Source organism: Gemmiger formicilis (assembly GCF_900167555.1).
GTDB classification, from domain to species: domain Bacteria; phylum Bacillota; class Clostridia; order Oscillospirales; family Ruminococcaceae; genus Gemmiger; species Gemmiger formicilis.
The window spans coordinates 82,711-105,019 of record NZ_FUYF01000001.1; the positions used below are offsets into that span (position 1 = coordinate 82,711).

Genomic DNA, 22,309 nt, shown 5'->3' on the forward strand with positions numbered 1-22,309 from the left:
TTACAGCTTGGCCAGCAGCCGCGTCCATACGGTGCGCAGCAGCGGCGGATGTGCGGCGGGCAGGCCGCACAGGCGGTAGATTTTGTTCAGCGGCGGGAAAACCCCACGCCTGACATAGCCATTGTAAATCAGCTTCAGCTGGCGGTCCTTCGCCGCACCCGGCAGATGCAGGATGCAGACGGGGTCGAGTGTATAATTTGTCGATACATAGTAGAAATGCCCGCCAAGCCAGTAGCGGAAGATATAGGCATTTGCAGCGCGCACGGGTTTACCGGCCAGCAGACTGCGGTAGGCGGCACCGCACCAGACGGCCTCGTCACCCTCCTTCGGGGTGATGCCCTTTGCCTGCAATTCTTCAAAATAGTCACGGCACAGCGACATAAAATCGGCCAGCCGCGCCCTGCTGCCCGCGACCAGCTCGCCGCCGAAGTGCGTCAGCGCGTGCGGTGCGCCGTCCGGCTCCACCGCATCAAAGCAGCGGCTGATGGCGGCGGTCATCGTCTGGCTGGCGGTGTGGGGGACCTGATACAGCAGCACGGCCTCGTCGCATTCCCGCCACAGATCGTCCAGCGGGCGCTGGGTGAAGGTGTCGAGGTCGAGCATCGCCGCGCGGGCAAAGTTGCGGTTTTCCAGCACCCACGCCATGGCGCAGAGCTTGTAGTAGGCCAGTGCCCAATTGGTGTCGGCGGGCACGCGGTAGGTGGTAAACGGGCAGTCCCAGATCTCGACGCCGCCCTGCGTCAGCTGGCTGCGGAACGGCTCCGGCACGGGAGCATTCGTCAGCAGGGCCACTGTGCAGGCAGGGTTCTGCGCCTTGGCGCTGCACAGCGCCACGACGGTGCAGCGGTCATAGACCGTGCGGCCCAGATTGGCTGCGTCTCCCTCGCGGTAGCCGTCCAGCGTGGCGAATGCGCCGAAAATCAGATTTTCCATGGGCAGACCCCTCCCGTTACACACAAATACATCTTTATTATAGTCATTTTGGGGGTAAATGTCTATGGTCATCCCCTGCAAAATGCGCGGGAGCGACGGAAAAATAACTTTTTTGTGTGCAGACCTTGCCGAATTTTGTCATACCCTTTATAATGTTTACAGATGTAAAATTTTTATGAAGCGGCATCGCCACAGGCTGTGCCGCGCGGAGCAGTGTTTTTTATGGCGTTTTCTTCGGTGCAATTTCTGTTCGTTTTTCTGCCGCTGTCGCTGGCGGTCTACTGGCTGTGCCCCAAGTGGCTGCGCAATGCCGTGCTGGCTGCGTTCAGTCTGCTGTTTTTTGCGTGGGCGGGCTTAAAGGGCGCGGCCATCCTGGTGCTGCTGGCCGGTATCAACTGGCTGGGCGGGCTTTCGCTGGGGCGGCTGGCCCACAAAAGGCCGCTGCTGATTTTGTTGATCTTGCTGGATCTGGCGGTGCTGGGCGGCTTTAAATATGCAGGCTTTGCGGCGGAGACGGTCAACGCCCTTGTGCCGGGTCTGCTGCCGGTGCTCTCCCCCGCCCTGCCGCTGGGGCTGAGCTTTTACGTGTTCACGGCCATCGGCTACTGTGCCGATGTGGCCGCGGGCAAGGTGGAATCGGAAAAGAACCCTATCCGTTTTGCGGTGTTCCTCGCGTTCTTCGGCCACGGGCCGTCCGGGCCCATCGTGCGGTACGGCCAGCAGGCCCCGCAGCTGGATCCCGGCAGCGAGAAGCGCCGCGTCTCGGCGGACCGCTTCTGCTACGGCATCAAGCGGCTCGTGCTGGGCCTTGCAAAAAAGGCCATCATCGCCGACCAGCTCGCTTTGATTTACGCCAAAGTCGCGTCGGTCCCGGCGGCCACACTGCCCGCGCCGATCCTCGTGCTGGGCTACACGGCCTACATGATGCAGCTGTATTTTGACTTTTCCGGCTACAGCGATATGGCCATCGGCATCGGTGAGTTCTTCGGCATCACGCTGCCGGAAAACTTTGAGTATCCGTATCTTGCCTGCTCCGTCGGCGAATACTGGCGGCGCTGGCATATCTCGCTGTCGAGCTGGTTCCGCGACTGCGTCTACATTCCGCTGGGCGGCAGCCGCTGCCGCCTGCGCCGCACCTGCCTGAACCTGCTCATCGTCTTTGCGCTGACCGGACTGTGGCACGGCGCGGCGTGGCAGTATGTGGTGTTTGGTCTGCTGCACGGCATAATTTTGTGCATGGAGCGCCTGGGCCTGCGCCGGGCGCTGGAGCAGCTGCCGCGACTGTTCCGGCACCTGTACACGGTGGTGCTGCTCTGGCTGACGCTGGTGATCTTCGGTGCGCCGGGCCTGTCCGAGGGGCTGGCCGTGCTCAAGGGCATTTTTACATGGCAGAGCGGGGCCAAGGGCTATACGCTGGCGGCCTTTGCGGACACCAAGCTGCTGCTGATTTTAGCGGCGTCCTTCCTGCTGTGCGGGCCCGTGCAGGCGCTGTGCCCCAAGCTGAAGGCGGCTTTGTACGCGAAAAAGGCGCCGTCCCCTGCCGGGATGGCGGGGCTGCTCGTGCTGCTGTTTCTGGGACTTATGCGCGTCACGGCAGGCACTTACAGCGCGTTTATTTATTTTCAATTTTAAAGGAGGTGCAGAGCCATGCGTAAAGCGGTCAAAATTGGCTTTATCGGCGTGTTCTGCGCCGTCATCGGGCTGGCGTTCCCGGTGTTCAACATTTTTTCCAAGCAGCTGTCGATGGACAGTCACGAAAACCGCCTGATGACCGGCCTGCCACAGGTGCTGCAAAGCCCGCTGCGGGAGCTGCCGCGCAATCTCGACAACTTTCTGGTCGATAACTCGCCGTTCCGCTATCAGTTTGTGCTGGTGAACGCCGGGCTGGACTACGCGCTGTTCGGCACGAGCCAGAGCGACCAGGTGCTGCCCGGCAAGGACGGCTGGCTGTTCTACAAGGACGGCCCCAACGCCGCGCAGCCGATGGCAAACTATCAGGGGCTGGCCGAGCTGAACGACAGCGCCGACACACTGGCCGAGGCCAGCGCGGGCTTGCAGATCTTGAGTGATAAGCTGGCCGAAAACGGCTGCACACTGGTGCTGGATCTGACGCCCAGCAAGGATCGCATCTACCGCGAGTGCATGCCCGACGGCTACCCCATTGTGAACGAGGAAAACCGCACCGACCTGCTGGCGGCCTATCTGCAGAGCCACACGACAGTGCCGGTGGTCTGGCGGTATGACATGCTGCGCAGCCAGGCGCGGCAGAACGCCGACCGGCTGCTGTACTACAAAACGGACACCCACTGGAACGCCGTCGGCGCGCTCATCGGGCTGGACGGCATTTTTGAGGCGCTGGACATGCCGACGCGCCCGGCGGACAGCTACCCCGTCGAGGCCGGCGGCACGACCACCGGTGACATGGCAAACGTGGCGGCGCTCTACGCCAGTCTGCCCGCCGAGGAGACCTACGTAGTGCCGGGCTATGACCGGATGTTTGAGAAGGACAGCCGCGCCGTGCGGGTCATCGGGGATTCGTTCAGCGAGTACTACATGCCGTACCTGCAGGCGCGCTTCACGAACAGCTGGCGCGAGCATATCGACACCTTCACGACGGATGTGGCCGAGCACCCGGGGTGCGACATTCTGATTTTGGAGTTCAACGAGCGCAGCCTTGACAAGCTGCTGGCAATACTGGAGCAGTTTTAAGCGGATCAAATAAGGCGGCCTGTCTGCGGGAATGACGCAGACAGGCCGTTTTTTGTGCTGTAAGCGAAAATGTACGCGATAGTTGATGGTGTAAAGCAGCGGGGTTTGGTATACTGGGAACAGAAAAATCCGTGAAGGAGGAAAGAAAAATGCTGTTTGCAACATGGGTGACGGCGCTCAATATTTTGGTTTTTGCGGCGCTGGTGGCCGCGGTGATTTATCTGTTTGTGCTGATCGTACGGGCGCTGAAGAAGTACATCGGCAGCAAGGAGATGCGGGAGGAAAAGCAGGCCGTGAAGCGCACCCTGGGCGAGACGCTGAAGGCCCACCGCACCCGCTGCCAGATGACGCAGGAGTTCGAGGCTGAGGCGCTTGGCGTGAGCCGCCAGACCGTATCCAAATGGGAAAACGGCAGCGCCGACCCGAGCACCACAAACTTGCTGGCGCTGGCGAAGTTGTACGGAGTGGAGGCGGAGGATCTGTTGCGGGGAATAGATCGCAGCGAAGAGTGAAGAGAACTATGTAGGGCGGCCAGCCCTCTGGCCGCCGCGGAGGGGGGCAGGATACCTACCTGCAGAGCAATTTGAAAAGGGGGTAGCAAACCGGAAAATGCAAGGCCCGTCAAGTCGCGGGCCGGGCATGCCCGGCCCCTACAAACAACCCGGGAATAGAAACCGTTGCGCCCAAGGGGGTTCGGGGGAACACCCGAATTTAAAGCGGAGGAAGGCCCGTTGGCGTTAAGCGCGAACAGTAATACTGCGTTCGCGTAGCCAACGGGCCTTCCGACTTCCACTTTGGGGTTCTTAGGGGCGTGCAGCCCCTAAGGCGCGGGTCCGCTGCGTCGCAACAGCGGCAGTTTTCTTTGTAGGCTTTCTTTTGCTGTCAAAAGAAAGCCGCCTTTCGGGAGGATGCCGTTAAAACTTTAGCGCAGCCCTAAATCCGCCAGAATATCCGTCCGTGCATCCAGCGCCAGCGTGGCGATGCGGCGAATTCGCTCGGGCGTCATATAGGGTGCCAGACCGCTGATGGAAAACGCACTTTCCGCGCGCCCGTCCGCCCCGGGGATCGCCACCGCCACACAGCGCACGCCCAGCTCGTTCTCCTCGTCGTCGATGGCGTAGCCGTTCGCGCGGACCTCCACCAGCTGGCTGCGCAGCTCCTCCAGATCGATGATGGTCTTGTCCGTCAGCTTCTGCACATTGCTGTGCGTCCAGATGTCCTCGAGCTCGTCGCCGGGCAGCGTCGCCAGAATCGCCTTGCCGACGCCCGTGCAGTACAGCGGACTGCGCAGGCCGACACGGCTCGACATCCGCATCGGGCCGCTCTCGGTCTTATAAATGTATACGATGTCCCGCCCGTCGCGGATGACGAGATGCACGGCCTCGCCGGTGCGCTGGGACAGGCGCTCTAAGTGCGCCTTCGCCACGCCCATGATGTCCATGCTGTCCACAATGCCGCTGGACAGCTCAAACATTTTTAAGGTCAGCCGGTAATGGCCGTTTTCCTCGTCCTGCACGACGTAGCCAAGCCCGACCAGACTGGCCAGCAGACGGTGGACCGTGCTTTTGGCCAGCCCGGTCTCCTCTGCCAGCCTTTGCAGACTGACCCCCGTGGGGTGCGCCGCCAGATGCTCAATGAGCTGAAAGATGCGCTCCACGCTTTGTACGCCGCTTTTTTCTGCCATGATCCCGGCCTCCCGATGAAATTTAACAAAAATTTCATAATTTTGCATGGCAGACAAACCGTGCCTGCCGTTCCGCATTATGGAACGATTATAGCAGAGTTTGCCCGATTTTTCAAGCTCTTTTCCGAATAGCGGAATCCTAGGCGGATGCGACAAAAATCGTGCGCTTTCTTTCACATTTTTGCCCGATTGACGCCCGCCGCCGCTGCGTTTATAATAAAAGTAACCAAGTGCGGGCATCACTGCGCATACTGCGCCGGACTGCCGCACACAATCAGTGAAGGAGAATTGCTATGAATTCTGTTTTGCAGCGTGTTTACGAGATCGGCATTATTCCGGTCATTGCTTTCAACAGCGTGGATGAGGCCCTGCCCCTGTGCAAGGCCCTGATGGCCGGCGGCCTGCCGGCTGCGGAGGTCACCTTCCGCACCGCCTGCGCCGAGGATTGCATCAAGAAGATCCATGAGGAGCTGCCCGATATGCTGCTGGGCGCCGGCACTGTCCTGACCAAGGATCAGGCTGACCGCGCTATGGCTGCCGGTGCTTCCTTCATCGTTGCCCCCGGCTTTGACCCCGAGGTCTGCCAGCACGTCATCGACAAGGGCGGCATCATGATGCCCGGCACCGCCACCGCAGGCGAGATGCAGCAGGCCATGAACATGGGCTGCGAGGTCGTCAAGTTCTTCCCTGCCGAGGCCAACGGCGGCGTGGACAAGCTGAAGAACATCGGCGCTGCCCTCAAGACCTGCAAGTGGATGTGCACCGGCGGCGTCAACGCCAAGAACGTCAACAACTACCTGGGCTACAACCAGATCATCGCCGTCGGCGGCACCTGGATGTGCAAGAGCGACAAGATCAAGGCCGGTGCCTGGGACGAGATCACCGCTATGAGCCGTGAGGCCGTTGACGTTATGCTGGGCCTGGAGCTGGGCCACATCGGCATCAACTGCGCTGACGAGGCCGAGGCTGCCAAGACTGCCGAGACCATCGCCAACCTGCTGAGCATGGCCGTCAAGGTCGGCAACAGCAGCATCTTCGTGGGCAAGAAGGAATTCGAGATCATGAAGAAGCCGGGCCGTGGCACCAACGGCCACATCGCCATCCTGACCAACAACGTTGACCGCGCCATCTACCACCTGGGCCAGCGCGGCGTCAAGTTCGACATGGCCAGCAAGAACGTCAAGGACGGCAAGACCATCGCCATCTACTTTGCTGACGAGATCGCCGGCTTTGCCTTCCATCTGGTCCAGCGCTGATTTTGGCGTAAAATCATCCGTAAATCTGTAGGGGGCGGCGTCCCGGACGCCCCGCTCCCCTATTTTATAAAATTATTAAAGTAAAAGGAGTTCACCATGAAAGTCGTTACTTTTGGCGAATTGATGATCCGTCTGCAGCCGTTCAACTATGAGCGCTTCGTTCAGGCCAACAACCTGGAGTTCAGCTTCGGCGGCGGCGAGGCCAACGTTGCTGTTTCTCTGGCCAACTACGGCATCGACGCAGCCTTCGTTACCAAGCTGCCCGCTCATGCCATCGGTCAGGCCGCTGTGAACAGCCTGCGCCGCTACGGCGTTGACACCAGCAAGATCACCCGCGGCGGTGACCGTGTCGGCATCTACTTCAACGAGAAGGGCGCTTCTCAGCGTGGCTCTGTCTGCATCTATGACCGCGCCAACTCCGCCATCCAGCTGGCTTCCACCGCCGACTTCGACTGGGATGCCATCTTCGAGGGCGTGGACTGGTTCCACTTCACCGGCATCACCCCGGCCCTGGGCGAGAACGTTGTCGAGATCTGCCGCGAGGCCTGCAAGGCTGCCAAGGCTCATGGCGTCAAGATCAGCTGCGACCTGAACTACCGCGGCAAGCTGTGGACCCGTGAGCAGGCCCGCGCTGCCATGACCGACCTGTGCCAGTACGTTGACGTCTGCATCTCCAACGAGGAGGATGCGAAGGACGTCTTTGGCATCGAGGCTGAGGCTACCGACATCTACGCCGGCGAGATCAACCGCGAGGGCTACAAGAGCGTTGCCAAGCAGCTGGCTGACAAGTTCGGCTTTGAAAAGGTCGCCATCACCCTGCGTGAGAGCCACTCTGCCTTCGACAACGGCTGGAGCGCCATGCTGTACGACGTTGCCTCCAACGAGTACTGCTTCTCCAAGAAGTACGACCTGCACATCATCGACCGCGTCGGCGGCGGTGACTCCTTCGGCGGCGGCCTGATCTACGCCCTGCTGAACGGCAAGAGCACCCAGGACGCTGTTGAGTTCGCTGTTGCTGCTTCCGCTCTGAAGCACTCCATCGAGGGCGACTACAACATGGTCACTGTCTCCGAGGTCGAGAAGCTGGCCGGCGGCGACGGTTCCGGCCGTATCCAGCGCTAAGTTTAGACTTTTCCTACTAAATCTGTTTGCATCATAGCAAAAGCCCCGCAGGCGAGAGCCTGCGGGGCTTTTGTCGTTCCCGTCTGCCCGGCGGGACATTTTTTGCCCTGATTGTCAACCCTGACGCAGGGAGGGCGTTGACATTCTGGCCGGCGTTGCGGTATACTGGCCTACAGTCGGGTTTATAAGGGGGCGGCAAAAATGGTCAAGCAGGAGGTGCTGGCGGCGCTGGATGCTGTGCGCGGGCGGTATATCTCCGGGCAGGAGCTGGCCGCTCAGCTCGGCGTGAGCCGCACCGCCGTATGGAAGGCCGTGGCTGCCCTGCGCCGGGACGGTATCCCGATCAAGGCCGTCACGAACCGCGGCTATACGCTGGCGCAGAGTGTCGATGTTCTGAATGCTGCCGCCGTGGCCGTTCAGCTGGATGAGGCCACGGTGAAAGCCCTGCAAATCGAGGTCGTGGACCGTCTGCCCGGCACCAACGCCGCCCTGCGCAGCCGGGCCGACGCCGGGGCACGGGAGGGGCTTGTGCTGATCGCACAGGCACAGTCAGCGGGCCGCGGGCGCGGCGGGCACAGCTTTTACTCCCCGCCCGGCGGGCTGTACATGAGCATCCTGCTGCGGCCCGAGATCGGCGCGCGGCAGGCAGTGGGCCTGACCGCCATGGCCGCTGTGGCCGCCGCCCGCGCGGCGGAAAGGCTGTGCGGCGTGCCGATCACGATCAAATGGGTCAACGACCTGTGGAAGAACGGCAAAAAGGTCTGCGGCATCCTGACCGAGGCCGCGCTGGACCTGGAATCCGGTATGCTGGATTACGCCGTGCTGGGGCTGGGCTTCAACGTCGCAGCCCCGGCGGACGGCTGGCCGGAGGACCTGCGGGACGTGGCGGGGGCGCTGTACGACGGCTCCCCTGCCCCGGGCGCGCGGGCCGCGCTGGCGGCGGCGTTCCTGAACGCCTTCTGGCCGCTCTACCGCGCAGGGCCGCGCAGCGGCTATCTGGACGAATACCGCCGCCGCCAGGCCCTGACCGGCCAGCGGGTGCTGGTCACGCCGCGCCGGGGCACGCCACGCGCCGCGCAGGTGCAGGGCATCGACGACGAATGTAAACTGGTCGTGCGCTTTGACGGCGAGAGCCGTCCCGCTGCGTTGAACAGCGGCGAGGTAAGTGTGCGATTATTATAAAAAAGAGGGGTTATCCGTATGACAAAATCTTCTGAAAACGTCCGCCGCATGGTGCTGTGCGCCATGTTCACCGCGCTGGTCGCCGTGTGCAGCCAGATCGCCGTCCCGATGCCGTGGGGTGTGCCGATCAATCTGGCGCTGTTCGCCGTCTACATGGCGGGCACGATGCTTGGCCCTGTCTGGGGCACGGCCAGTCAGGTCGTGTTCATTGCGCTGGCGGCCATCGGTGTGCCGGTGCTGGCCAACTTCCAGGGCGGCCCGTCTGCCATCTTCGGCAAGACCGGCGGCTACGCCATCGGCTACATTCTGACCGCGCTGCTGACGGCCCTGCTGACGAAGGCGCTGGGCCGCAAGTTCTGGTCGCTCTGCGTGGCGATGGTCGTGGGCTGTGCCGCCTGCTACGTGCTGGGCACGATCTGGTTCATGATCCTGACCGGGGCTGACCTCGTCAGCGCCCTTGGCTGGTGCGTCCTGCCCTACCTGCCCGGCGACGCCGTAAAAATCGTCCTTGCCGCCGTGCTGACCATGCAGCTGGACAAGCGGCTGAAGGGCTCGCTGGTCTGAGGCTGTAGGGGGGCGGCGTCCTCGGCGCCCCGCGGGTTACAGTAACCCAAGGGCTTCCCCCTCGGGGGAAGCTGTCACCGAAGGTGACTGATGAGGGCAGAGCTGATCGGGCTGACCCGTTTACGGGCAACCGTAGCAAGCCCGCCCCTCATCCGGCCCTGCGGGGCCACCTTCCCCCCTCTGGGGAAGGCAAAGCAACAAAGCAAACAAAATCTCCCGCCCTGCTGGTCAGGGCGGGTTTTTTATGCTATAATACTTGTATATAACAAAGTAAAGGAGCCTGCCCATGAAATGGCTTGCCGTTGACTATGGCGATTCCCGCACCGGGCTTGCCGGGTGCGACGCCGGGGAGACCATTACCTCCCCCATCACGCCGCAGATCGAAGAAAAAAGCATGAACAAGGTCGCCGCCGCCGTGACCGAGGTCTTTGCCGCCCGCGGAGCCGAGGGCCTCGTCTGCGGTTTGCCCAAAAACATGGACGGCACCGAGGGCAGCCGTGCCAACAAGAGCCGCCGCTTTGCCCAGCGCCTGGCCAACACCGCGGGTGTGCCCGTTGTGCTGTGGGATGAGCGCCGCACCACCGTGTCCGCCGCCGCTATCCTGGCCGACAACGATACGTTTGGTGCCAAGCGCAAGGAGCGGCTGGACTCGGTGTCTGCCGCCGTCATTCTGGAGAGCTTTCTGAACTGGCGCGCCCACCACCCGGACGAGGAGCCGCCCGAGCTGGTCCGCCCCGAAGCATAAAAAGGAGTACGAACATGCCGAACGCAAATGAACCCCGCTTCCCTACCCATGTCGCCATCATCGTGGACGGCAACCGCCGCTGGGCCAAGCAGCGCATGCTGCCCGTCAGCGTGGGCCACAAGGCCGGCTTTGACCGCTTGCGCGAGATCACCCGCTATGCCGTCGGTGACCGCGGCGTCTTTGTGCTGTCGCTCTATGTTTTCTCTACAGAGAATTTCAGCCGCGACGCCAAGGAGGTCGGCTACCTGATGGACCTCTTTGCCAACAACTTCCGCACGATTGCCGACGAGATGAACGAGCGCGGCTGCAAGGTCCTGTTCAGTGGCCGCCGCGAGGGTCTGCAGCAGCGCGTGCTGGACGCCATGGACTACATGATGGACCTGACAAAGGACAACGAAAAGGGCATTGTCAACTTCTGCCTGAACTACGGCAGCCACGCAGAGTTGACCGACGCGACCCGCGCCATTGCCGCCGAGGTCAAGGCCGGTACGCTCGAGCCTGAGGCCATCGACGAGAAGGTCATTGAGAAGCACCTCTACCGCGACCTGCCGCCCGTGGACCTGATGATCCGCACCAGCGGCGAGGAGCGGCTCTCCAACTTCCTGCTGTGGCAGTGCGCCTACGCGGAGTTCTACTTCACCGATACCCTTTTCCCCGATTTTACCAAGGAGTGCTTTGATAAGGCACTGGCCGAGTATGCCCGCCGCGACAGACGCATGGGCGGAAACACAAAGAAATAAACCTCAAAAGCCTTCCCCCCCCTTTTTGGGGGAAGGTGGCCGAGGCCCCGCCCGAGGCCGGATGAGGGGCGAGCCTGCCGCGGCAGCCCGTCAGCGGGTGGCTCCAGGAAACTTTGCCCTCATCAGTCACCTTCGGTGACAGCTTCCCCCGAGGGGGAAACCTTTGAAAATAGCATAATACACAACCCGCCCCCGCAAACTTTGGCATATCGGCCAAAAATTTGCGGGGGCGGGTCTGCATATACTGTCTTATATCAGCCCACAGTGTCCAGGCCGTTGTCCTCGGCACTGCTGTAGGTCGTGATCGTCACGCTGTTGATCGTGATGGCGGCCTCCTCGGTGGGGCGGTAGGTGTCGTTGCCGTCATCGTCCTTCACCGTGTCCACGCAGGCCATGGCGTCCACAACGTCCATGCCCTGATAGACCTGCCCGAACACGGTGTCGGTGTTGTCAAGATACGGCAGCCCGCCCACAGCGGCGTAGGCCGCGATCTGCGCGTCGGTGTAGCCGTTGGCGGTCAGCTCGGCCTGCCGGTCACTGCTGCTCACACTGTCCGGCAGGGCCGTCACAAAGTAAAACTGACTGTTGCCGCCGGTCACGTCGCCGCCCGCGGCAAACGCGGTGCAGAGCGCCCCGGCGTAATGCTTCAGATCCGCGCTCGCCTCCGGCGGATACGGGTTGTTGCTCCAGATCGTCGAACCGCCTGTGCCTGTGCCGGTGGCATCGCCGCCCTGCACGGCAAAGCCGTACTCGCTGCGCCAGATCGTCGTATTATCGTAATAACCGCTGCGGGCCAGGCCCACAAAGTTGTAGACGGCCATCGGCGCGGCATCCGGGTAGAGCACGGCGCGCACCTCGCCTAAGGATGTGTCAAAGATCGCAATCGTGTCGCCGTCCGCAGGGGTGTTGAACTGCCGCTCGGTGCTGGTGAAGTCCGCAGGCCGGGTGGGCGGGGTCTTTGCCGCGCCCTTGCTGCAGGCGCACAGCAGGGCCAGCGCCAGCGCGGGCAGCAGGCAGAATCGTTTACGCATAACGGGTCCTCCGTGAAAAATCCAATTAAATTCATTATACCACAGAACTTCCCGCTTGAACACCCTTGACGTTTGCGAAAAAAAAGGGTACACTATAGCTATCAAATACGAACGACCACAGGAGGTCACTTATGTCTGACGAACTGAGCCCGGAAATGCTGGAAGAGGCTGCCCCTGACCTGCTGACGCTGGAGGATGAGGACGGCAAGGAGGTCACCTTTGAGGTGATCGACGCTACGGAAGTCAACGGCACCCGCTATCTGGCTGTCATCCCCTATCAGGAGGACCCGGAGAGCCTGCAGGAGGACGCCGAGCTGATCCTGATGCGCATTGGCACCGACGACGAAGGCGAGTATATGGACATCGTGGACGACGATGAGGAACTCATCACCGTCGGCAAGGTGTTCGAGGAGCGCCTGCGCGCGATGTACGACATCGACGATTCTGAATTGCAGTAAGAGGCCGCGAGGCTTCTTCACCCTGCGCGGTTCGATTTGTTGCGGCCTTATAGAATCCTACTAATCAAATATTGGGAATCCGGGTCGGGGATCGGATTGCAGGCCCTCCCGCCGTTTGGCTGAAGAGGGGAGCATGAACATCCTCGTAGGGTACCCACCTGCCTGTACCGGTAGGTTTTGATTGGTTGCAGACGGCTGTGCGGGGTTTTTACAGCACACATCCCGGGCAGGGCTTTACCTGTCCGGGTTTTTGGGTTATACTTTGCGGGGAAAGGGGTGTTTGTTCAATGGCGGAAAGGATCCGCGTCGGGGACAGGCTTCCCTTCTTTTTGTATGATACGCCCTACAGCGCGGGCAACCGCTTCCGCGACCTGCTGGACGCGCAGGCCCCGCTGGTGCTGGTGTTCATGGCAAACTTCGGCCATCCCATCACCCGCACGTTTGCCAGCCGCTACGCCGATACATACACATCGCTGCACGACGGCGGCTTTGCGCTGGTCGTGCGCTCCCGCGCGGACAAGCTGGCCCGCAGCATCGGCCCGGACACGCTGCCCTATCCCCTGCTGTGCGACGCGGCGGGCGTTCTGTATGAGCACTTGAGCATCCCCACGAGCAAAAGCACGCTGATGAGCTACTCGCTCGAGGGCTGGCGCATCCTGCGCGAGGCCAAAAAGCAGGGCTACCAGCCCGTCAAGGGGGCCGAGCAGCAGCTGCCGCTGACGCTGATCCTGGACCGGGACGGCACGGTGCTGTTTTGCCATTACGGCGCGAGCCTGACGGACGTACCCGAGGACTGCGCGGCCATCCAGAGCCTGCTGGAGGAGATGGAGCTGACGCCCGGACAGGAACCGGAAGAAGATGAGCTGCCTTACGAGGAACTACAGACCGCGGTGGCCGCAGAAAGCCGCCCCCGCAGCCGCCACGGGCGAGAACGGCCGGAGACAACCGACGAATTCCGGCCCATCCGCCCGGTGCGTGCCTACCCGGAATCGGATTTGGAAAAAACATCGATGTTTGGTCTGTTTGATGACCCCTATGACGACAAATGAAAAAGTGCCTGCCGATTCAAAAACCGGCAGGCACTTTTGTTTTGCTGCTATGCAGAGATGCAGGGCAGATATTCTGTCTGCCCGCGCTTACCGCATTACGGCGGCCTTGGCAGCGCGCACGGCGTCGGCGTCGGTCTGCTGGATATGCCATTCGTCCAACCCGGGCAGGCCCATGGGGACACCCTCGCGGCGGAAGGTCATACCGCTTTCCAGCAGCGTTTTGCAGCTGGCATGGAACGCCCGCGCCCCGGGCAGAGCCACGCGCAGTTCGTCGATGACAGCGGCGTTCACACCGGCACCGATCAGCACCTCGGGGCCGTCCAGCTCGTCCCGCAGGCTCAGCAGCGCGGCCAGCTGGGAAATGCCCTTGCGGCAGCTCCCGGCACCGCCGCTCGTCAGCACCGTGTCGATGCCGAGTGCCGCCGCAGCGCGGTAGGTGGCGCACAGATCGCGGGAAACGTCGATGCAGCGATGCAGCGTGACGGGCGCACCGCCGCAGGCGTCCAGCAGCGTGCGCATGGCGGGCAGATCAAGCGTACCCTCCGGCGTCAGTGCGCCGATGACGAAGCCATCCGCCCCGGCACTGCGCAGCGTCTCGATCTGGCGGCAGAGCAGCTCGAGCTCGTCGCGGGTGTACAGGAAATCCCCTGCCCGCGGGCGCATCAGGCAGCGCACGGGCAGATCCAACTCGGCCTTGATCTGCCGCAGCAGGTCAGCGTAGGGCGTCAGGCCGCCCACGGCCAGTGCGCTGCAAAATTCCAGCCGGTCCGCTCCCCCCTGCTTTGCGGCGAGGGCGGAGGCGAGGCTGTCAACGCAGACTTCCAACAGCTTCATGTCAGGTCACATCCTTTTGCTTTTTCCCCATTGTAACATAGGCTTTGGGATACGGCAAGCCCCGCGCGGCCAGGGCTGCGCGGGGCTTGCCGCAGTTATAAGGTTCACAACAAATAGGGGTAGGCATATTCAGGCAGCGTGCCCGCCGCGCACAACGCACAGTTGTACGGCGGGGCGGCTGGTGCGGGCAGGTACGGCCCTGCGCGGCTCCGCTGCCGGGGTGCCCAGCAGGATGCCGCAGGCTGCGTTGAGCATGACAACCGCAGCAAAAAGCCCCAGCAGTGCAGCCCACAGCGGCATGGTGCCGGAGGCCGCGGCGCTCACCATAACGCCGCCCAGCAGGAGGGACGCCGTTACCACGAGCCTGCAAAATTTGTGCTTGATGAGTTCCCAGTTCATACCGTTACCTCCAAAGGAGCCGGCCCCGCAATGGCCGACTGCCGCAAATTCAACAACGGATAACAGCGTTCCGTTTGTTGTCTTAACTATAATACATCTGTAGGTTGTTGTCAATATGTTTTTACAACTTATTTTTGAAAATAATTGCAAAAAACTCTTTACAAAAACCACAGACGGTTGTATAATGAAGCTAAAGAAATGGGATCGTCTACAAGATGTGGTTTTACCCTACTTTATATAAAGGAGTTTTCCCGATGTTTGCAGAGCGCTTGAAAGAGGCCCGCAAGGCCAAACGATACAGCCAGGCCGAGGTGTCCAGGATGCTGGGGGTAACGCAGCAGGCTGTTGGCAAGTGGGAGACCGGGCGTTCCACCCCGGATCCGCAGACCGTGGCGCGTCTGGCGGAGATACTGGATACCCCCACCGACGTTCTGCTGGGTCTGCGCAAGGAGTCGGGCGCGGCGTCCGCTGTGGGCCGCAACGCCTTCAGCCGCTATACGGAGTCCCAGATCCCCGTCGTGGGCACGGTGCGCGCCGGATACGGGGCCCTCGCGTTTGAGGAGGACTACGGCAAGGAGTATGCCTGCGTCAAGGACCCGGAAAACTACTTCTTCCTCGTCGTCAAGGGCGACAGCATGGAACCGCGCATCTCTGACGGTGACCTGGCGCTTGTACACCGCCAGAACACGCTGGACAACGGCGATCTCGGCGTTCTGGTCTACGGGGCCGACGGCGAGGGCACGCTGAAAAAGTACATCCAGCGCGGCAACTCGGTCATCCTGCACCCCTTCAACCCGGCCTATGAGGAGCTGGTCATCAAGGGCGAGGAGCTCGACCATCTGTATATTGCCGGCAAGGTCGTGGAGACCAAGGCCAAGTGGTAAGGCTGCCTTACAAGTTCAATTATAGCATACGGTAAGTCCCATAATTTGGACTTTCAACCCTAAAACAGAAGAAATTTACAAAAATGCTGCCCGCGGCACACCTTGCAGAACAAGGATATGCGGCGGGCTGTATTTTTTATACCCTTTTTTTAGGAGGCGGGCGCGATGGACCTTGCGGAAAAACTGGAAATCCTGGCGGACAGCGCCAAATATGATGTAGCCTGTACCTCCAGCGGGGTGGATCGCCCCGGACGGCACGGTGCACTGGGCAGCAGTGCGGCGGCGGGCATCTGCCACGCCTTCACGGCGGACGGGCGGTGCGTCTCCCTCCTGAAGGTGCTCTACTCCAACGTGTGCAGCTACGATTGCAGCTACTGCGTCAACCGCCGCTCCAACGACAGACCCCGCGCGACCTTCACCCCGCGGGAGCTGGCGGAGCTGACCATCGGCTTTTACCGCCGCAATTATATTGAAGGGCTGTTTCTGTCCAGCGCTGTGCTGGGCACGCCGGACCGCACGATGGAGCTGATGATCGAGGCTCTGCGCATCCTGCGGGAGGAGTACCATTTTAACGGCTATATCCACGCCAAGACGATCCCCGGCGCGGACCCGATGCTGGTCGAAAAGATCGGGAGGCTGGCGGACCGCCTGTCGGTCAATATCGAGCTGCCCAGCGAGACGAGCCTGACCACGCTGGCCCCCGACAAAAAGAAAACTGCGATCCTGCGCCCCATGGGGCAGATCGCAGTGCAGAGTGCGCAGAGCAAAAAGGAGATGGTGCTCTACCGCGGGGCCCAGCCGTTTGCGCCGGCTGGGCAGAGCACCCAAATGATTATCGGGGCGACGCCGGAGACAGACCGCCATATCATGGACCTGACCGAGGGACTCTACAGGAAATACTCGCTGAAGCGCGTGTTTTACTCGGCCTATCTGCCGGTGGTGGAGGATCGCCGCCTGCCCGCACTGCACACGGCCCCTCCCTTGCTGCGGGAGCACCGTCTGTATCAGGCGGACTGGCTGCTGCGGTACTACCATTTTTCGGCGCGGGAGCTGCTGACCGAGGACGAACCGAATTTTGACCCCTACCTGGACCCCAAGTGCACCTGGGCCGTGCGCCACCCGGAGTTTTTCCCCGTGGAGGTCAACACGGCCAGCCGTGCCGAGCTGCTGCGGGTGCCGGGCATCGGCCCCAAGAGTGCGCTGCGCATTGTCGAGGCGCGCCGGGTGCAAAGCCTCGGCATGGCAGAGCTCAAGCGCATTGGAGTCGTGCTTAAGCGGGCACAGTATTTCATTACCTGCAAGGGCAAGGCAGCGGCCCGCGGCAGCCGTGCGGAGATCGCGGGGGCGCTGCTTGACCCCAAGGCGTTCAGCGTGGGGATGCAGCAGCTTTCGCTGGACGATTTTGTACCCAAGGCCCTGCCCGACGCTGCCCCGGCTGTGCAAAGGCTGGAGGCGCACGGCATGGCGGCGGACGTGGCCGCCCGGACGGTGCGGCAGGAGGCACTGCAATGTCTTACGAAGCGCATGTGACCGACATAGCCTACTGCTATGACGGCAGCTTTGCGGGTTTTTTGTGCTGCGTGTTCGAGAGCTACGCCCGGAAGGAGATCCCCACCGAGGTCTGCCCGCCCGAGGAGGGACAGCTGAATTTCTTCGGCACGCGGCAGATTTTTACCGACGAGCAGCACGCGCGGCGGGTCGCGGCAGGGCTGGACCGGCTTGGCCGCGAGGTGAAGGACCGCGTGACGACGGGCTTTCTCTGCACCGACCCCGGCAAGGACCTGACACTGCTGCGGTTTGTGCGGCTCTGCTTTGCGCAGGGGCCGTGCGCCGCGCAGATGCTGGGCGACCCGGACGCCGCCGCGGCGTTTGCCCTGGAGCGGGCTGTCGACAACGAGGCTTGCAGGCTGATCGAGTTCATCCGCTTTGAGGAGCGGGACGGGATGCTCGGTGCGGTCATCCACCCGAAGCACCGGATTTTGCCGCTGCTGCGCGGACATTTTTGCAGCCGCCTGCCCGATGAGAACTTCCTGATTTATGACGCGGCCCACGGCACGGCCCTGCTGCACCGGGACAGCCAGGTGCGCTATCTGGCGATGGAGCGCTATATTCCCGGCACCGATGAGACAGAGCTCGACTGGCAGCGGATGTGGAAACGGTTCTTTAAGGCGTTGACCATCGAGCAGCGCCGCGACGAAAAGGCCCAGATGAGCCATGTGCCCAAGCGGTTTTGGCAGGATATGTGCGAGATGCAGCCGGATTTGGCTTCCCCCGCGGGGGCAGCTGCCCGCAAAGCGGACTGAGGAGGGGCGGGCTTGGAGCTACTCATAGTCATACTCCGGGTTCGCGGCCTGGTACTCGGTCAGCCAGCGGAGCAGACGCTCGGTGTCGGCATAGGTCATGCGGCCTGTGTCGGCCAGGGCGCACACCATGGCGCGGATGTCACCGCCGTAGAGCGTCTGCAGATGCGCCTGGCTGACCGCGCCGCAGTAGGTCAGGCGGCGGACCAGCGGCGTGTACAGATTTTTATTGCCCTGCTTCTCGGTGCGGACGAAGTTTTTCTTCTCGAGCCGCAGCAGGAAATTGAGCAGCGTCGAGTCTGCCCAGCGGCATTCGGGCGGCAGGTGTGACGCGATCTCACGCCTGGTGGCGGCGCGGCTGCAGGCCCAGAGCGCGGCCATGACCTGTTCTTCACTGCGGGAAAGCTGTTCCATGATAAACTCCTTTTATAATGTGTAGTGCCTGTAGGGGCCGGGCATGCCCGGCCCGCAGGTGCAAGGCAGACGGTAGTCTTTGGGAAGGCTGCGGGCCGCACATGTGCGGCCCCTACAGAGCGAGGGAAAATAAGCTTGATATTTTACAAATGTGGTAACAAGAGCTGAATATATTTTACATCTGTGGTAGATATAAATGCAAGACAAAATATTGCACAAATTTTGTGCCCGGAATTTGACAATAGCGGCAAATATCTTTTACAAATGTCTCATAAAGCGTTTTCGGTACAAAAACAATTAGTCACAATACAAAAACACATCCCCGATTTTCGGCTTTTTTCGGTGTTTTGTCCGCTTGCCCGCAGGGGGGCAAAGCTCCTATAATATTGGCATACCGCAACGGCGCGGCAGATGCGATCCGCCGCCGGCGGGTCGCATTTGATTTACTGTAGGAGGAAATAAAGATGGCTAGAGTTTACAATTTCAGCGCCGGCCCTTCGATGCTGCCGGAGGCTGTTCTGAAAACCGCACAGGCAGAGCTGCTGGACTACCACGGCTCCGGCATGAGCGTGATGGAGATGAGCCACCGCAGTAAATGGTTTGACGAGATCATCACCAACACCGAGGCCGCCATGCGCCGGGTACTGAACATTCCTGACAATTATAAGGTGGGCTTTTTCCAGGGCGGCGCGACCCAGCAGTTTGCGATGGTGCCGCTGAACTTTATGACCACCGGCACGGCGGATTATCTTGTGACCGGCAACTTCAGCAAGAAGGCAGCCGAGGAGGCCGCCAAGTTCGGCACGGCCCGCATTGCCGCCAGCAGCAAGGACAAGAACTTTACCTACATCCCCGACGTCGCGGCCATCGACTATGACCCGAACGCCAGCTATATCCACATCTGCCAGAACAACACGATTTTCGGCACAAAATATGTCGATGTACCGCAGGTGAACGGCATCCCGCTGGTGGCAGATATGAGCTCGATGATCTGCTCCGAGCCGGTGGACGTCAGCAAGTACGGCGTCATCTACTTCGGCGTGCAGAAGAACATTGCCCCTGCCGGTATGGCTGTGGCCATCGTGCGTGACGACCTGCTGGGCAAGGCCGCCAAGGGCCTGACCCCCGACAAGATCCCCACGATGATGAACTACACGACCCTGCTGAACGCCGACAGCATGTACAACACCCCGCCGTGCTGGTGCATCTACATGACCGGCCTCGTCATGAACTACCTTGAGAACGAGATCGGCGGCCTGGAGAACATGCAGAAGCGCAACGCCGCCAAGGCCAAGGTGCTGTACGATTACCTCGACGGGCAGGACTTCTACAAGAATCCCGTTGAGAAAAAGTACCGCAGCATGATGAATGTGACCTTCACCAGCCCCGACGCCGACACCGACAAGGCGTTCTGTGCCGCGGCCACCGAGGCAGGCTTCGTCAACCTGAAGGGCCACCGTCTGGTGGGCGGCATGCGCGCGTCCATCTACAACGCCATGCCTGCCGAGGGCATCGACAAGCTGGTCGACTTTATGGAGAAGTTCCGCAGGGAGCATTGAGCTGCTGCACAGCAGGGGCCGGGTGTGTCCGGCCCGCGGCACTGTGGCAGCCACCAATGAGAGGGTCACTGCGTAAGGCTGAGGGCCGGGCATGCCCGGCCCCTACGGCGCAAAATAAGGGGAACAGGGAGTAACGATATATGTATACCATCAAAACATTGAACGCCATTTCGCCGGTGGGTCTGGCCAAGCTGCCCGCCAACCAGTTTGAGATCGACAACGAGGCCGCTGCACCGCAGGGCATTCTGGTGCGCAGCGCCGATATGCACGATGCCCCGCTGCCCGACAGCCTGCTGGCCATCGCCCGTGCAGGTGCCGGTACGAACAACATTCCCGTGGAGGACTGCACGAACAAGGGCATCGTCGTGTTCAACACGCCGGGCGCCAACGCCAACGCCGTGGCCGAGCTCGTCGTCGGTGCGCTGGTCGCGGGCAGCCGCAATCTGGTGGACGCCGTGAACTGGGCGCAGACCCTCAAGGGCCGCGACACGATTGCCAAGGACGTGGAAAAGGGCAAAAAGGCCTTCGTCGGTCCCGAGCTGCGCGGCAAGACGCTGGGCGTCATCGGGTTGGGTGCCATCGGTGCGCGCGTGGCCAACGCCGCCGTCGCGCTGGGCATGGAAGTTTTGGGCTATGACCCGTATATTTCCATCGATGCTGCGTGGAGCCTCTCCCGCAGTGTGCAGCACTGTGTCACGCTGGGCGATATGCTGCCCCGCTGCGACTACCTGACCATCCATGTCCCCTACCTGCCTACGACCCGCCACACCATCAACGCCCAGACGCTGGCGATGTGCAAGGACGGCGTGCGCGTGCTGAACTTTGCCCGCGGTGAGCTGGTGGACAACGCCGCACTGCTCGACGCACTGAACAGCGGCAAGGTCGCGCAGTATTTCTGCGACTTCCCCACCGAGGAGTTGCTGGGCGTCAAGGGCGTCTGCTGCACGCCGCATCTGGGTGCCAGCACGCCGGAAAGCGAGACGAACTGCGCCGTGATGGCCGCCGCCGAGCTGAGCGACTACCTGAAAAACGGCAACATCGCCCACAGCGTCAACCTGCCGGATGTCAGCCAGCCGCGTGTGGGAGGCCGCCGCATCTGCATCATCCACAAGAACGCCCCGGGCGCGATCTCGGCCATCACGGGCATTTTGACCGAAGCGCACCTGAACATTGAAAACATGGTGAACAAGGGCAAAAAGGATGTCGCCTATACCCTGCTGGACGTGACGGGCAATGTCACCGACGACCTCGCCGTCAAGCTGGGTGTGATTGAACCCGCCATCCGCGTGCGCGTGCTGTAAAAGCAACAACTTTGCGAAATCTCCCCTGCTGAACCAATCAGCAGGGGCTTTTTTGTGGATGATAACCATGAAATAGAATGAATCGCTCGCGGAGACGCGGGCGGTTTTTGTTCTCTTTGCCCAAAAACCAAACAAAACGGAACAATCGCCCGAATACGGCTTTTTTTGCGGTGGGTTTTATGGTAGAATCAATGAGAACTCAAAAAATGCAGAGGGAGGGCCACAGCATGACCAACGCGCCGAAAACCGTATTAGCCATCCATGACCTGCCGGGCTTTGGCCGGGCGGCGCTGTCGGTCATCGTGCCGGTGCTCTCGACGCTGGGCGTGCAGACCGTGGCACTGCCTACGGCGGTGCTGTCCACCCACACGGGGGGCTTAGGCACCCCGGCTAAGCTGGCCAACCCCGGCTACGGCCCCGCGGCACTGGAACATTATCATCGGCTGGGCGTGAAATTTGACTGTATCTACTCGGGCTATCTGGCGGACGCCGCACAGGCAAAGCTCGTAGAACAGGCGTTTGAGCTGTGGCCCCGCGCGTTCAAGGTCGTGGACCCGGTGCTGGGCGACGGAGGGCGGCTGTACAGCGGCCTGGGGGCCGACATGGTGCCCGCTATGTATAGTTTGTGCAGCAAGGCGGATCTGATCGTCCCCAATGTGACCGAGGCCGCGCTGCTGCTGGGCGACCCGCTGCCCGGTGTGGGCAGTGCCGAGCAGGCCGCCGCACAGGCGGCCCGGCTGACCCGTGTGGCGCCGCAGGTCGTTGTGACCGGCGTGACGGGCATCGGCGGCGGACGCTACATAGGCTGTGTGGGCGCGGCCCGCGGCGGCGAGGGCTATGCCGTAAAAACGCCGCTGCAGCCGCGGATGTTCCACGGCACGGGCGATATTTTTGCCGCCGTGCTCGTCGGGCGCATTTTGCGGGGCAACGTCCCCCAGGCTGCCGTACAGGCAGCTGCCGCCTTCGTAGCCGAGTGCATCAGGCAGACACCCGAGGGAGCCGACGAGCGGCTGGGCGTCTGGCTGGAGAACGCCCTGCCGAAACTGCGGCAGGAGTAAAAAGCAGAGCGCTCCGCAGCCGCGAACGGGCACGGGGCGTCGGGGACGCCGCCCCCTACAACGCGGCAGCGGCGGTGCGGCAGCCGG

At 61.7% G+C, this 22,309-nt stretch carries 23 protein-coding genes and 1 other RNA gene; 18 read left to right on the forward strand and 6 right to left on the reverse strand.

Features of this window, described 5'->3' with window-relative positions:
• Positions 1-933, reverse strand: coding sequence for a hypothetical protein (locus B5D32_RS00410; protein ID WP_078783101.1), 933 nt, complete (start codon positions 931-933; stop codon positions 1-3).
• Positions 934-1,155: 222 nt separating this feature from the next.
• Between B5D32_RS00410 and B5D32_RS00415 the strand changes: the two genes are divergently transcribed.
• The 3 genes from B5D32_RS00415 (at position 1,156) to B5D32_RS00425 (ending at position 4,154) form a co-directional block, all read left to right on the forward strand.
• Positions 1,156-2,565, forward strand: coding sequence for an MBOAT family O-acyltransferase (locus B5D32_RS00415; RefSeq protein ID WP_078783102.1), 1,410 nt, complete (start codon positions 1,156-1,158; stop codon positions 2,563-2,565).
• A 15-nt stretch (positions 2,566-2,580) separates the two neighbouring features.
• Positions 2,581-3,642, forward strand: a complete 1,062-nt coding sequence (locus B5D32_RS00420; RefSeq protein ID WP_078783103.1) for an alginate O-acetyltransferase AlgX-related protein — start codon at positions 2,581-2,583, stop codon at positions 3,640-3,642.
• 149 nt (positions 3,643-3,791) lie between these two features.
• Complete coding sequence (locus B5D32_RS00425; RefSeq protein WP_078783104.1) at positions 3,792-4,154, forward strand: helix-turn-helix transcriptional regulator; 363 nt, start codon at positions 3,792-3,794, stop codon at positions 4,152-4,154.
• Between the two features lie 410 nt (positions 4,155-4,564).
• On the opposite strand, the gene B5D32_RS00430 is transcribed toward B5D32_RS00425, so the two are convergent.
• Positions 4,565-5,326 carry an IclR family transcriptional regulator gene (locus tag B5D32_RS00430; RefSeq protein WP_078783105.1) on the reverse strand — a complete coding sequence of 254 codons (762 nt, stop codon included), beginning with the start codon at positions 5,324-5,326 and terminating at the stop codon, positions 4,565-4,567.
• A gap of 293 nt (positions 5,327-5,619) precedes the next feature.
• Here B5D32_RS00430 and eda point away from each other — a divergent pair, with 293 nt between their 5' ends.
• The 6 genes from eda (at position 5,620) to uppS (ending at position 10,935) form a co-directional block, all read left to right on the forward strand.
• The gene (eda, locus tag B5D32_RS00435) at positions 5,620-6,582 is read left to right on the forward strand and encodes a bifunctional 4-hydroxy-2-oxoglutarate aldolase/2-dehydro-3-deoxy-phosphogluconate aldolase (RefSeq protein WP_078783106.1); all 963 of its coding nucleotides are present in this window, start codon (positions 5,620-5,622) and stop codon (positions 6,580-6,582) included.
• 96 nt (positions 6,583-6,678) lie between these two features.
• On the forward strand, positions 6,679-7,704 hold the full coding sequence (locus tag B5D32_RS00440) for a sugar kinase (protein ID WP_078783107.1): 1,026 nt from the start codon (positions 6,679-6,681) through the stop codon (positions 7,702-7,704).
• Between the two features lie 201 nt (positions 7,705-7,905).
• Entirely contained in the window at positions 7,906-8,886 is a 981-nt protein-coding gene (locus B5D32_RS00445; protein ID WP_078783108.1) for a biotin--[acetyl-CoA-carboxylase] ligase, read from the forward strand.
• 18 nt (positions 8,887-8,904) lie between these two features.
• Positions 8,905-9,450 (forward strand): biotin transporter BioY, encoded by a 546-nt coding sequence (locus tag B5D32_RS00450; protein WP_078783109.1) that lies wholly within the window; start codon positions 8,905-8,907, stop codon positions 9,448-9,450.
• A 286-nt stretch (positions 9,451-9,736) separates the two neighbouring features.
• Complete coding sequence (ruvX, locus tag B5D32_RS00455; protein ID WP_078783110.1) at positions 9,737-10,195, forward strand: Holliday junction resolvase RuvX; 459 nt, start codon at positions 9,737-9,739, stop codon at positions 10,193-10,195.
• 14 nt (positions 10,196-10,209) lie between these two features.
• Entirely contained in the window at positions 10,210-10,935 is a 726-nt protein-coding gene (uppS, locus tag B5D32_RS00460; RefSeq protein ID WP_078783111.1) for a polyprenyl diphosphate synthase, read from the forward strand.
• Between the two features lie 254 nt (positions 10,936-11,189).
• On the opposite strand, the gene B5D32_RS00465 is transcribed toward uppS, so the two are convergent.
• Positions 11,190-11,966: a peptidylprolyl isomerase gene (locus B5D32_RS00465; protein ID WP_242943371.1), complete on the reverse strand. Its 777-nt coding sequence runs from the start codon at positions 11,964-11,966 to the stop codon at positions 11,190-11,192.
• Positions 11,967-12,097: 131 nt separating this feature from the next.
• Here B5D32_RS00465 and B5D32_RS00470 point away from each other — a divergent pair, with 131 nt between their 5' ends.
• The 3 genes from B5D32_RS00470 to B5D32_RS00480 all read left to right on the forward strand — a co-directional run bounded on the left by B5D32_RS00470 (position 12,098) and on the right by B5D32_RS00480 (position 13,473).
• On the forward strand, positions 12,098-12,424 hold the full coding sequence (locus B5D32_RS00470; RefSeq protein ID WP_078783112.1) for a DUF1292 domain-containing protein: 327 nt from the start codon (positions 12,098-12,100) through the stop codon (positions 12,422-12,424).
• 16 nt (positions 12,425-12,440) lie between these two features.
• A non-coding RNA gene (gene ssrS / locus B5D32_RS00475) (6S RNA) lies at positions 12,441-12,634 on the forward strand.
• 77 nt (positions 12,635-12,711) lie between these two features.
• Positions 12,712-13,473 (forward strand): thioredoxin domain-containing protein, encoded by a 762-nt coding sequence (locus B5D32_RS00480; protein ID WP_078783113.1) that lies wholly within the window; start codon positions 12,712-12,714, stop codon positions 13,471-13,473.
• An 87-nt stretch (positions 13,474-13,560) separates the two neighbouring features.
• Here B5D32_RS00480 and B5D32_RS00485 read toward each other — a convergent pair whose 3' ends face one another.
• Both B5D32_RS00485 and B5D32_RS00490 read right to left on the reverse strand, forming a co-directional pair.
• Entirely contained in the window at positions 13,561-14,307 is a 747-nt protein-coding gene (locus B5D32_RS00485; protein ID WP_078783114.1) for a copper homeostasis protein CutC, read from the reverse strand.
• A 129-nt stretch (positions 14,308-14,436) separates the two neighbouring features.
• Entirely contained in the window at positions 14,437-14,706 is a 270-nt protein-coding gene (locus B5D32_RS00490) for a hypothetical protein (RefSeq protein ID WP_078783115.1), read from the reverse strand.
• A 254-nt stretch (positions 14,707-14,960) separates the two neighbouring features.
• Between B5D32_RS00490 and B5D32_RS00495 the strand changes: the two genes are divergently transcribed.
• From B5D32_RS00495 to B5D32_RS00505, 3 genes are all read left to right on the forward strand, one after another.
• Positions 14,961-15,590, forward strand: coding sequence for a LexA family protein (locus tag B5D32_RS00495; protein ID WP_078783116.1), 630 nt, complete (start codon positions 14,961-14,963; stop codon positions 15,588-15,590).
• A 165-nt stretch (positions 15,591-15,755) separates the two neighbouring features.
• Positions 15,756-17,120, forward strand: coding sequence for a putative DNA modification/repair radical SAM protein (locus B5D32_RS00500; protein WP_078783117.1), 1,365 nt, complete (start codon positions 15,756-15,758; stop codon positions 17,118-17,120).
• A complete protein-coding gene (locus B5D32_RS00505) occupies positions 17,099-17,893 on the forward strand; it encodes a TIGR03915 family putative DNA repair protein (RefSeq protein WP_078783118.1) in 795 nt (264 codons plus the stop codon). The genes B5D32_RS00500 and B5D32_RS00505 overlap by 22 nt, the downstream gene beginning before the upstream one ends.
• Before the next feature lie 18 nt (positions 17,894-17,911).
• Here B5D32_RS00505 and B5D32_RS00510 read toward each other — a convergent pair whose 3' ends face one another.
• Positions 17,912-18,304, reverse strand: a complete 393-nt coding sequence (locus B5D32_RS00510) for a BlaI/MecI/CopY family transcriptional regulator (protein WP_078783119.1) — start codon at positions 18,302-18,304, stop codon at positions 17,912-17,914.
• A gap of 464 nt (positions 18,305-18,768) precedes the next feature.
• On the opposite strand from B5D32_RS00510, the gene serC reads away from it, so the two are divergent.
• From serC to B5D32_RS00525, 3 genes are all read left to right on the forward strand, one after another.
• Complete coding sequence (serC, locus tag B5D32_RS00515) at positions 18,769-19,863, forward strand: 3-phosphoserine/phosphohydroxythreonine transaminase (protein ID WP_078783120.1); 1,095 nt, start codon at positions 18,769-18,771, stop codon at positions 19,861-19,863.
• 140 nt (positions 19,864-20,003) lie between these two features.
• Positions 20,004-21,164 carry a 3-phosphoglycerate dehydrogenase family protein gene (locus B5D32_RS00520; RefSeq protein WP_078783121.1) on the forward strand — a complete coding sequence of 387 codons (1,161 nt, stop codon included), beginning with the start codon at positions 20,004-20,006 and terminating at the stop codon, positions 21,162-21,164.
• A 227-nt stretch (positions 21,165-21,391) separates the two neighbouring features.
• Positions 21,392-22,222 carry a PfkB family carbohydrate kinase gene (locus tag B5D32_RS00525; RefSeq protein WP_143402640.1) on the forward strand — a complete coding sequence of 277 codons (831 nt, stop codon included), beginning with the start codon at positions 21,392-21,394 and terminating at the stop codon, positions 22,220-22,222.
• The last annotated feature ends 87 nt before the right edge of the window (positions 22,223-22,309 follow it).

What these genes read in the sequence shown, in the direction of transcription:
- B5D32_RS00410 (WP_078783101.1), bottom strand. Translation starts at nt 933, where the DNA reads ATGGAAAATCTGATTTTCGGCGCATTCGCCACGCTGGACGGCTACCGC.
- B5D32_RS00415 (WP_078783102.1), top strand. Translation starts at nt 1,156, where the DNA reads ATGGCGTTTTCTTCGGTGCAATTTCTGTTCGTTTTTCTGCCGCTGTCG.
- B5D32_RS00420 (WP_078783103.1), top strand. Translation starts at nt 2,581, where the DNA reads ATGCGTAAAGCGGTCAAAATTGGCTTTATCGGCGTGTTCTGCGCCGTC.
- B5D32_RS00425 (WP_078783104.1), top strand. Translation starts at nt 3,792, where the DNA reads ATGCTGTTTGCAACATGGGTGACGGCGCTCAATATTTTGGTTTTTGCG.
- B5D32_RS00430 (WP_078783105.1), bottom strand. Translation starts at nt 5,326, where the DNA reads ATGGCAGAAAAAAGCGGCGTACAAAGCGTGGAGCGCATCTTTCAGCTC.
- eda (WP_078783106.1), top strand. Translation starts at nt 5,620, where the DNA reads ATGAATTCTGTTTTGCAGCGTGTTTACGAGATCGGCATTATTCCGGTC.
- B5D32_RS00440 (WP_078783107.1), top strand. Translation starts at nt 6,679, where the DNA reads ATGAAAGTCGTTACTTTTGGCGAATTGATGATCCGTCTGCAGCCGTTC.
- B5D32_RS00445 (WP_078783108.1), top strand. Translation starts at nt 7,906, where the DNA reads ATGGTCAAGCAGGAGGTGCTGGCGGCGCTGGATGCTGTGCGCGGGCGG.
- B5D32_RS00450 (WP_078783109.1), top strand. Translation starts at nt 8,905, where the DNA reads ATGACAAAATCTTCTGAAAACGTCCGCCGCATGGTGCTGTGCGCCATG.
- ruvX (WP_078783110.1), top strand. Translation starts at nt 9,737, where the DNA reads ATGAAATGGCTTGCCGTTGACTATGGCGATTCCCGCACCGGGCTTGCC.
- uppS (WP_078783111.1), top strand. Translation starts at nt 10,210, where the DNA reads ATGCCGAACGCAAATGAACCCCGCTTCCCTACCCATGTCGCCATCATC.
- B5D32_RS00465 (WP_242943371.1), bottom strand. Translation starts at nt 11,966, where the DNA reads ATGCGTAAACGATTCTGCCTGCTGCCCGCGCTGGCGCTGGCCCTGCTG.
- B5D32_RS00470 (WP_078783112.1), top strand. Translation starts at nt 12,098, where the DNA reads ATGTCTGACGAACTGAGCCCGGAAATGCTGGAAGAGGCTGCCCCTGAC.
- B5D32_RS00480 (WP_078783113.1), top strand. Translation starts at nt 12,712, where the DNA reads ATGGCGGAAAGGATCCGCGTCGGGGACAGGCTTCCCTTCTTTTTGTAT.
- B5D32_RS00485 (WP_078783114.1), bottom strand. Translation starts at nt 14,307, where the DNA reads ATGAAGCTGTTGGAAGTCTGCGTTGACAGCCTCGCCTCCGCCCTCGCC.
- B5D32_RS00490 (WP_078783115.1), bottom strand. Translation starts at nt 14,706, where the DNA reads ATGAACTGGGAACTCATCAAGCACAAATTTTGCAGGCTCGTGGTAACG.
- B5D32_RS00495 (WP_078783116.1), top strand. Translation starts at nt 14,961, where the DNA reads ATGTTTGCAGAGCGCTTGAAAGAGGCCCGCAAGGCCAAACGATACAGC.
- B5D32_RS00500 (WP_078783117.1), top strand. Translation starts at nt 15,756, where the DNA reads ATGGACCTTGCGGAAAAACTGGAAATCCTGGCGGACAGCGCCAAATAT.
- B5D32_RS00505 (WP_078783118.1), top strand. Translation starts at nt 17,099, where the DNA reads ATGTCTTACGAAGCGCATGTGACCGACATAGCCTACTGCTATGACGGC.
- B5D32_RS00510 (WP_078783119.1), bottom strand. Translation starts at nt 18,304, where the DNA reads ATGGAACAGCTTTCCCGCAGTGAAGAACAGGTCATGGCCGCGCTCTGG.
- serC (WP_078783120.1), top strand. Translation starts at nt 18,769, where the DNA reads ATGGCTAGAGTTTACAATTTCAGCGCCGGCCCTTCGATGCTGCCGGAG.
- B5D32_RS00520 (WP_078783121.1), top strand. Translation starts at nt 20,004, where the DNA reads ATGTATACCATCAAAACATTGAACGCCATTTCGCCGGTGGGTCTGGCC.
- B5D32_RS00525 (WP_143402640.1), top strand. Translation starts at nt 21,392, where the DNA reads ATGACCAACGCGCCGAAAACCGTATTAGCCATCCATGACCTGCCGGGC.